Source organism: Salibaculum halophilum (genome assembly GCF_002094885.1).
Classification (GTDB): Bacteria; Pseudomonadota; Alphaproteobacteria; order Rhodobacterales; family Rhodobacteraceae; genus Salibaculum; species Salibaculum halophilum.
Genome location: NZ_MSIT01000025.1, coordinates 1 through 9,089 on the forward strand (window position 1 = coordinate 1; position 9,089 = coordinate 9,089).

Genomic DNA, 9,089 nt, shown 5'->3' on the forward strand with positions numbered 1-9,089 from the left:
TGGGCGAGACGGTAACCTTCGTGCGCACCGACGGCACAGAGTTGCCCGCCCGGATCGTCAGCACGCTCTTTTACGACCCTGAGGGGGAGAAGCAGAATGCCTGAGACAACCACACCCCCGACAACCGTGCGCCAACTGGGCCCGCAGGGCATGATAACCCTGCGCGGCGACCTGGCCTCGGACAGCCTGCGCGATGTCTGCACGCAGATCTCCGGGCAGGGCCTGCCGGGGCCGGGTCAGGCCAACGTGGAGGGCGAAACCGGCGTGCTGTGGATGTCGCCGGACGAACTGCTGGTGCTGGTCCCGCACGCGCAGGTCGGCGACGCGATCGCGCGGATCGACACCGCGCTGGCCGGAGAGCACCACCTGGCCGTCGATGTCTCGGACGCGCGCAGCCTCTTTGCCGTCGAGGGTCCCGACGCGCGCGAGGTCATCGCCAAGCTCTGCCCCGTGGACATGGGGCCAGCGGCATTTGCCCCCGGCACTTTCCGCCGCACCCGCATGGCGCAGATCGCCGCGGCCATCTGGATGGAGCCCGACCACGCGCTGCGGGTGATCTGCTTTCGCTCCGTTGACCGTTACGCGCTGGATTTGCTAACTGCCTCCGTGCAGGCTGGGGCGGTCGGCTTCCTGGCCGGAGTCGCCGAGTAAAGCGACAGCAAGCGCGATCTGGCCCGGCTGGACAAAAAGGGGCAGGACAGGTGCGTATTTCCTCAATCACGACCATGAAGGACGAGGGGCCGTTCTTGCTGGAATGGGTCGCCTACCACCGGCTGATCGGTGTCAACGACATTCTCGTTTTTACCAATGATTGCAGCGACGGCACCGACCAGATGCTGGAACGCCTCGACGAGATGGGCGTGCTGCGGCACTATCCCAACCCCGCTTTCATGACGGGGCGGACCAAGTATCACCTGCAGGTCATACGCTATGCCAACGGTCTGCCGCGATTGCGCCGGTCGGACTGGGTTGTCAGCCTCGACGTGGACGAGTTCATCTGCGTCAACGCCGGACAAGGGCGGCTGGTGGATCTTTTCGCGGCCACCGGCGACTCCAACATGATCGTTATGAACCAGCATAATTTCGGGCATGGCGGCGTGGAACGCTTTGAGGACCGCCTGCTCATCGACCAGTTCAGGTATGCTTGGGACAAGGAAACCCCCTACCACCGCCGCATCAACCGGCGTGGCACCAAAACCTTGACGCATCGCGTGGCCAACCCGCGGGAGTGGCACAACCATTCCCCGGTGTTCGCCCCCGGAGACGTGGCTGGCGTGCGCCCGGTCAACGGTTCTGGCCATCCGCTGCCGCCGGATGCTGACCTGACATCGGATATCAAGAGCCTTAAGGCCCCGCATTACGGCTTCGATCTGGTTCAGCTCAATCACTATGCGCTGCGCTCGGTCGAGTCGTTCCTGCTCAAGATCGCGAGGGGTAATGCCAACCACCCCGAGGAGGGCTATGACATGTCCTACTGGCGCCGCTACGATCAGAACGATCTGCGTGATGACAATATTACCCGCTGGGTCGATCCCGTCACACAGTATCGCGATGAATTGCTAGAGGATGCCGAACTCGGCCGCCTGCACACCGCCGCAGTCGCCCGGGCAAAGGACAAAATTTCCGAACTGCGCGACAGTCCCGCGATCAATGACTTGCTACGCCGGATCGACCAGCACTGCCGCGACAACCCCGGCGTCTTGGCACAACGGACCTAAGGGAACGGGTCAGGCGGCCTTTTCGATTTCGGCCTCGGGACGGCAGAGTTTGACCCAGCTGTCATCCTCGGCATAGCCCAGCGCGCGCAAGGCGGGGCCGTAACGGCGCGCATAGGGTTCGGCCACCTCTCGCGGGAGTTGCGTTTCCCATTGCCGCGCCGCGCCAGAAACCACGTGCGCCTTGACGTTGGGCTTGACCTGAGCGGGATCGGAGAGGTCACCAAACAGGCTGTGGCGCCAGTAATAGGCGGCCACGCCGTCGGTGTCGAACCCATCGACGTCTAGCTTTTCCAGTGCGGCGCGAAAGCGTGCACAGTCGTGATCCTCGATCATGTCCTCGTAGCGCAGGTCAACCGCGCCCGGATGGCCGTAGGGCCAGGACAACATTTCCATCAGCGTCTCGTCGTGGCGGCCCGCCATCTCGAACAAGAGCTGATCGATCCGCGTCGGTAGCCGCTGGATATGTGACTGGTAGCTTTCACCGCCGAGTTCGTCGCGGGGGCGGCCCAGCCACTTCTCGTTGCCCAGCGGCGCGTCGAGGTGGTAGCGCTGCCCCGACAGAAGCACGTCGCGCGGATCGCGGATCATGTGCAGGAACCGCGCCTCGGGATGACGCAGCATGTTCATCGGAAAACGCGACTCCCAGTTCACGACAAGGGCCGGACCGGTCTTCGGCAGTTCCTCGATGGTGCCGGGCTTGGAAAACCGGATGACCGGGATACCGCTGTCGGTGGCGTACTTGTGAAAGGTCCGCCGCATCCAGACCGTGCCGGTCTTGTGGTGGGTGCCGATACACAGAAATCGCGCGGTCATTCGGCCGCTTCCTTCATCGGTTCGAAGATCCCGGTGTCGATGAAGGTGCGGAACTCGGGCACCTGCAACTGATAATCCAGCACCCTGCGCGAACAGTCGTGGCAGGCCCGGATCAGCGCGGCGAGGTCAGCATCTTGCAACCATTCGTCCATCTGCGGGCGTATGCCCTCGGTGCGGATCGAACGGTCCTCGTTGGTGTTGATGTCGTAGGTCTTCCAGTAGTCCATGTCGATCCGGTCTTTGTTCTTGGAGTTGGCCGTTCCGCGCAGACGCTTGAGAAGGAAGTCCTCCCGGCTCTTGATCGCGTAGTGGTTCACCTGGGCGCCCTGTCCGGTGACATTCTCGGCGTTGCCGCGCCAGCCCTTCTGCAGGATGTTGCCGCCCATCGGCTTGCCGTCGGCGTTGGTCCAGGTCGCCAGGTCCTCGGTAAGCTCGCGGTCCTTTTCGAACTTGGGACGGTGGACACCGAAGAAATCGAAAGAGGCGGGGCGGAAGAGGGTCTTGAAGCCCCAGACCAGCCCGTTCTCGGGGGTTTCGAAGGTCGATCCCTTTGTGAACCGCTCGGTGACCAGCGCCTGCGGGTCCCAGTGCGCCGCCCCGCAGGAGCCCATGAGCCGCCAGTTGACCGAGATGGCATCGGGGGCGCCGCAATGGTCGATGAGGGCATCGACGCTGCCGTCGCCCACGTGGACGTTGAGGAATTCATCGGCATCCACGATCAGCACCCAGTCGGCACTGCGGACCCAGTCGGTCTTGCCCGCACGGCTGTAGGCGCGGCGCTGCGGGTCCATCCGCGGTCCCAGCGGGTTGTCGAAATGCCGGACGACACCCATCTGGTCGAGCCGGTTGAGGATCAGGTTCGTGCCGTCCGTGCAGTCGTTCGAGAACAGGCAGAACTCGTCGATGCCGATGGACTTGTGATAGGCCAGCCACTCCAGCAGGTAGGGGCCCTCGTTCTTCATGGTCGAAACGAGGACCTTGCGGCCGGCGTCGGGGGGTGTCGGGGCAGTGGCCATGGGCGGCCTCATGACTTGGCCGAGGTCGACCGGTTGGCGGACCTGCGGCTAGTGGATTTGGTCGTTCGCGACTTGGCGGCGGATTTCGAGCTGGTCGTGCCAGAGGCCTTGCCGGACGACGTGCCCCCGGACTTGGCCTTGGCGGCCTTGCCGGTCGATGTCGCGCGGCCGGATTTCGATCCGGCGGCCCCGGCCCCGCGGCCCTTGGTCGGGGCGGACTTGGTCTTTGCCCGCGGTGCCGTGCCCGATCCGCTGCCCGACGTTGCGGCCGCCTCGGGGCCCGTCGGTTTCGGGACGGTGTCGGGCGGGCTCTGCACCCCTTCCGAGACACTCAAGGTGGCCGCGTCGAGGATGTGGTTGATGGGCGGGGCCGGGTCGGAGATGTCCACCGTCGCCTCGGTGGTGGGCGCCTCGGCCTCGGGCGAGGCTTCGGCGGCGGGCGGCGCGGCGCGCCGGGATTGCTCGGCAGCCAGGGCCTTTTTCGCCGCCTCGGCCTTTTTTAGAAGGTCGGCCGCGCGCGGGTCGTCGCCCCCGGCGGCCTGGGCTGCAAGCGCGATCTTCTGCGTGCGTTCCTGCGTCAGCGGCACGCCCAGCCCGTCCGCCGCCTCTGTGCCCATGAACGGATTGTCGAGGTTCTCCGCGTCACCGTCGCCGCGCGCCTTGAACGAATGCGAGTCAAGCCTGTCTTCGGGGTTGTGCCCGGCGGCACGCAGCAATTCCTGGCGCGTCTCGCCTTTCTTGGCGGTCTGCGTCTGCGAGATCATCTTCGCGATCTGCTTGTCGGGGACTCCCTGGGCCTGAAGCTCCTTGACCTTTTCCTGCCACTCCTTGGGCAGGTGCTGCACGAAGAGAACCTCGTCGAGCGCGTCGATGGGGACTTTCGCGGCTTCTTTCAACTCGGCCAGCCAGGTATCGTATTCGCCACCCTCGCGCAGGATCCTGACGCGGTCGCGGTGGAACGCGAGCGCCCTGTCCTGCAGATCGCGCATGACCGGGTCCGACAGGATCTTCGCCATGCGTTTCTTGGTGCCGCGCAGGTGGCGCTGGACGTTGGTATGCTCTTCCTCGTTGCGGTCGAACATCGCGAAATAGGCGTCGTTGTACTTGTCGGGCTTGTTGTTGACGTTGCCGCGCACCCGGCGCAGCAGGTAGGCCTCGTAGGACTTGACGGCGTAGTGGTTCAGTTCCGCCCACTTGTAGCCCAGGGTCGGCTTGGTCGAGCGCCAGCCCGAGAGCGAAAACTCGTCTGGCATCGGATCGCCCGAGCCGTTCAGCCAGAGTTGGTCGAAAAGCCGCTTCGCGTTTTCAGGTTCTTGCTTGGCCTTCTTGATATGCGGGCGGTGGATGCCCAGCTTCATGTCTCGGAATGGTTTGAACAGTGTCTTTACGCCCCAGCCCTTCTTGAACATGTCCGGCGCGGCGCGGGTGTAGTTCTCGATCACCAGGCCCGGGTTCCATTCGCTGATCCCGTTCGAGCCGAAAAACCGCCAAGTGATCGCCATGGCGCTGGCGGCCGGGTCCATGCGTTCGACGATGTCGGAAATCCATCCGCGCCCGACCTTGATCGACAGGAACTCGTCCGCGTCCATCGTCAGGATCCATTCGCTGTCGATTACCTCGGGGTTCTGCGAGGCCAGCGACAGGGCGTTCGGCTGGGGCTTCTTGCCCTCGGGCACGTCGTTGCGAAAATGCTGGACCCAGCCCATCTCTTCGAGTCGGATCAGCATGTCATCGGTGCCGTCCGAGCAGTTGTTGGTGTAGACGACGATGTTATCAAAGCCCAGGTGGGTGTGGTACGCCACCCATTCGACAAGCGAATGGCCCTCGTCCTTCATCATGGACAGTATGGTATAGGTGTGCTTGGCCATCACGCGCCACCGGTCCGGAGACTGGTCGGCGCGGGCCGGGCCGTTCGGCAAAAGGTCACTTGGTCACCTGCTCGGTTCGTTGTGAGGGGCGTCACGCTCCCGGTGTCCTCTTGAGCGGGACACCTAGGCGAGACCATAACAAAAAGACGGCGAAAGTCTACCGATCCGGACATATTCGGGGCAACCAGCGGCGTATTTTGAGCGCGTCGGTGCTTGACCTGAGGGGCCACAAGGCTTTGTTAGGCAAGATAACGTGAATGAACCGATACAAGGGGACCACCATGGCATTCGACCTTCCCGATCTTCCCTATGCCCACGACGCGCTGGCGTCCAAGGGCATGTCCGCCGAGACGCTGGAATATCACCACGACATCCACCACAAGGCCTATGTCGACAATGGCAACAAGGCCATCGCCGGCACCGAGTGGGAGGGCAAGTCCGTCGAGGAGATCATCAAGGGCACCTATGACCCGACGGCGGTGGCGCAGTCGGGTATTTTCAACAACGCCTCGCAATACTGGAACCACAACCAGTTCTGGGAAATGATGACCCCGGGCGAGAGCAAGATGCCCGGCGAGCTGGAAACGGCACTGGTCGACACCTTCGGCTCGATCGACGACTTCAAGGCGCAGTTCGCCGCCGCCGGGGCCGGGCAGTTCGGCTCGGGCTGGGCCTGGCTGGTCAAGGACACCGACGGCAGCCTCAAGATCACCAAGACCGAGAACGGCGTGAACCCGCTGTGCTTCGGCCAGACCGCGCTGCTGGGCTGCGACGTGTGGGAGCATTCCTACTACATCGACTTCCGCAACAAGCGCCCGGCCTACCTGCAGAACTTCCTCGACAACCTTGTCAACTGGGAAAACGTCGCCAGCCGCATGTGACCGGCCCGCGCGACGCACAGCCACTGGGGCCGGCCGGGCAACGGCCGGCCCCGTTTCATTGGCGCAGGCGAATATCGGCCACCACCGGGTAGTGATCGCTGGGCCAAGTCGCGCCGAACCGGCGGCGCAGCACGACAGGATCGCCCGCCGGGGCGATCCCGTCGGAATGGGCGATGTGGTCGATGGCGCCGAACAGGTTGATCCCGCGGTTGAAGTGGTAGGTCGCCCCGTCCACCGGAAGGAAGTCCAGCCCGGCCTGTTCCAGCCGCGCCATGGTCCTTGAGCCGTGCAGCGCGTTGATGTCGCCCATCAGCAGCACCGGGGTGCCGCTCGTGATCACCGGGCCGATGCGGTCGCGCACGAGGGCCGCTGACAACAGCCGGTTCGACCCGCTGCGGTATTCGAAGTGCACGTTGACCACGCGAAACACCTGCCCCGAGGGCGCGCGGAACTCGGCCCAGCTGGCAAAGGCGGGCCAGGACCCGTCGAAGGTGGGCGAATAGATCACGTTCGGGGTGTCGGAAAAGAAGAACCAGCCCTCGTCCATCAGCGTCAGCCGGTCGGTGCGGTAGAGGATCGGCTGGGTCGAGGGGAATTCGGCCGGGTCGCCCTTGGCCGCCGCCGCGAGGCCGGGAGTGCGATCCAGCAGGTAATCGAGCGTCAGGTTGGTGCCGTCGCGGTTCGTGGCCGGAAAGGTCTCGGATTCCTGCAAGGCCAGGATATCTGGCGCAATCGCCTTGACCGCAGCCGCCATCGGGCCCCTGCGCCGCTCCCATCCGGGCACGGACCACGGGCCGCCGTCACCATTCTCGACGATATAATGCACGTTGAAGGTGGCCACTCGCAGGGCATCCTCGGGCCGAGGCGGCAGGCTTTCGTCGCCCGAGTTGACGATATGCGCCCCGCAGGCCAGCAGCAGCGTGGCGAGGCTCAGCCCGGCGAGGGCCTTGAGGATGCGGCGTATCATGGCGATTATCCTGCCGGGCGCGGCGCCGTGGCGCCAGTCCGCATCGCGCAAGCGTGATCCACGCCCCTCAGGCGCTGTTCAGCGCAGCGGCCAGCCCGGCCTCGAGCGCGGAAACATCGCCGACAACTTTGAACAGCGCCAGCAGGCCGGCATCGGCAAAGCCCTGCGCAACGATCTGCTCGGCCAGCGCGACCAGCGGGTCCCAGTAACCGGCAGTGTTGAGCAGGAAGATCGGCTTGGCGTGCAGCCCCAGCTGCGCCCAGGTCAGCACCTCGAAGAACTCGTCCAGGCTGCCCGCGCCACCGGGCAGGACCACGACCGCCTCGGCGTTCATCAGCATGACCTTCTTGCGCTCGTGCATGGTCTCGGTGACGATCAGCGTGGTCAGGTCGCGCTTGCCCACCTCGCGCGCGAGCAGATGGGCGGGGATCACGCCCAGGGTCTGCCCGCCCCGGGCCTGGGCGGCACGCGCCACGCGCCCCATCAGCCCGACGTCGCCCGCCCCGTAGACCAGCCGCCAGCCGCGATCGGCGATCATCGTGCCGGTCGCCTCGGCGGCCGCGGCATAAGCCGGGTCGGCCCCGTCGCGGGACCCGCAGTAGACGCAGACGGAAACGGGGGCAGGGGTCATCGCGGGCACCTCGGTCGAACGGGGATTGTTTTGACCCCTGTTAAGCGGGTTGATAAGGTTTGCCAATGGATTGGAAGGCGGCCCCGGGGATGCGCCGCCGCGGATGGGAACCAGGTGAACGACAAGCTTGTGATATTGCTGGGCGGCGGCGTTGCCGCCGGCGCGGTGGCCGCCGCCTTCGTCCTGCGGCCGTTGCCCGAGGTGGACCCGGGCGACGCGCCCCGTGCGAGTGCGGTGGAACAGGCCGCCCCGCCCGGCGATACCCCCGCGGCCGCCGCCCCGGCCGAGGACGCAGAGCCGCCTGCCGGGGCGGCCACCCCGCCGCCGGGGCCTCGCCTGGCCCAGCTCGCGGTCGAGGCCGACGGCATGGCGCTGATCTTCGGGCGGGCCGAACCGGGCGCCGAGGTGGCCGTGATCGTGGATGGAACCGAGGTGGACCGGGTGACTTCCGACGCCTCGGGCAGCTTTCAGTCCTTCCCCGACCTGGGCTATTCCAACGATCCCCGGATGCTCGCCTTCGTGGCCGATCCAGAGGGGGCCGCCCGGCGCTCGGCCGAACGTTATGTGATCGGGGCCAACCCGGCGCCGGCACCCGATCCAGAGGCCGAGGCACCGGTCGTCGCCAGCGCGGAGACCGGCGGCGCGCCCACACCGCGCCTGCCCGGGTCCGCGGCCCCGGTCGAAGGCGGGCCATCCCCCGGGGGGCCGCAGCGGCCCGAAAGGTCCGACGCCGATCTATCGGGCATCGCGACCGACCCCGGCCGGGCAGCCGACCCCGCCCCGGATGCAGCTAGGCAAGCGGCGGCGCAGCCCGACCCCACCCCGGAGGCGGAACGGCAAGCGGCAGCGCAGGCCGCCCCCGCCTCCGACACACGGCCCGCGGACCTCGACCCGGCTGGCGCCGCGTCCGACGGCGCGCAAGTCGGCAGTGCCGATCCGTCCACGCCCCCAGATCAGGATCGCGAAGAGCCGACGGAGACCCGCGCGCCCGACCCTGCCGCGGAACCGCCCGTGGCCGTGGCCGAGGCAACGGCGCCTGACCTCCGGGCCGACCCGCCGCCCGCCGGCGGGGACGATACCGCCCCGACGCCCCCCGGGGCCGGGCCCGTGCCAGAACCCGAGACGCAGCCGCAGCCGGTGCCAAAGGCCGAAACCGGGACGGAGGCCGCCCGGCCCCCCGCGCCCGAGGTGGCCA

Annotated in this window: 8 protein-coding genes and 1 pseudogene; 4 read left to right on the forward strand and 5 right to left on the reverse strand. The window is 66.4% G+C overall.

All coding sequences use genetic code 11. The features are described 5' to 3' along the window. Positions 1-96: 96 nt before the first annotated feature. The gene (locus tag BU124_RS12475; RefSeq protein ID WP_084863914.1) at positions 97-651 is read left to right on the forward strand and encodes a sarcosine oxidase subunit gamma; all 555 of its coding nucleotides are present in this window, start codon (positions 97-99) and stop codon (positions 649-651) included. Positions 652-725: 74 nt separating this feature from the next. Further along, entirely contained in the window at positions 726-1,718 is a 993-nt protein-coding gene (locus tag BU124_RS12480; RefSeq protein ID WP_084863915.1) for a glycosyltransferase family 2 protein, read from the forward strand. Positions 1,719-1,727: 9 nt separating this feature from the next. On the opposite strand, the gene BU124_RS12485 is transcribed toward BU124_RS12480, so the two are convergent. Genes BU124_RS12485 through BU124_RS12495 form a run of 3 tightly spaced genes read right to left on the reverse strand, consistent with a single transcriptional unit; the run spans position 1,728 to position 5,415 of the window. Further along, positions 1,728-2,531 (reverse strand): hypothetical protein, encoded by an 804-nt coding sequence (locus tag BU124_RS12485; protein ID WP_084863916.1) that lies wholly within the window; start codon positions 2,529-2,531, stop codon positions 1,728-1,730. Then, positions 2,528-3,547: a glycosyltransferase family 2 protein gene (locus tag BU124_RS12490; protein WP_084863917.1), complete on the reverse strand. Its 1,020-nt coding sequence runs from the start codon at positions 3,545-3,547 to the stop codon at positions 2,528-2,530. Before BU124_RS12490 ends, BU124_RS12485 begins: the two co-directional genes overlap by 4 nt. Positions 3,548-3,555: 8 nt before the next feature. Then, positions 3,556-5,415, reverse strand: coding sequence for a glycosyltransferase family 2 protein (locus tag BU124_RS12495; protein WP_245831695.1), 1,860 nt, complete (start codon positions 5,413-5,415; stop codon positions 3,556-3,558). A gap of 281 nt (positions 5,416-5,696) precedes the next feature. Here BU124_RS12495 and BU124_RS12500 point away from each other — a divergent pair, with 281 nt between their 5' ends. After that, positions 5,697-6,296, forward strand: a complete 600-nt coding sequence (locus BU124_RS12500; RefSeq protein WP_084863921.1) for a superoxide dismutase — start codon at positions 5,697-5,699, stop codon at positions 6,294-6,296. A 55-nt stretch (positions 6,297-6,351) separates the two neighbouring features. Here the strand turns inward: BU124_RS12500 and BU124_RS12505 are convergent, their stop codons facing one another. Together BU124_RS12505 and BU124_RS12510 are read right to left on the reverse strand one after the other, a co-directional pair. Continuing rightward, the gene (locus BU124_RS12505; protein WP_084863918.1) at positions 6,352-7,263 is read right to left on the reverse strand and encodes an endonuclease/exonuclease/phosphatase family protein; all 912 of its coding nucleotides are present in this window, start codon (positions 7,261-7,263) and stop codon (positions 6,352-6,354) included. Positions 7,264-7,330: 67 nt separating this feature from the next. After that, positions 7,331-7,894 carry an LOG family protein gene (locus BU124_RS12510; protein WP_084863919.1) on the reverse strand — a complete coding sequence of 188 codons (564 nt, stop codon included), beginning with the start codon at positions 7,892-7,894 and terminating at the stop codon, positions 7,331-7,333. Between the two features lie 114 nt (positions 7,895-8,008). Between BU124_RS12510 and BU124_RS12515 the strand changes: the two are divergent. After that, positions 8,009-9,089: pseudogene (locus BU124_RS12515) on the forward strand (hypothetical protein); the annotation flags it as partial.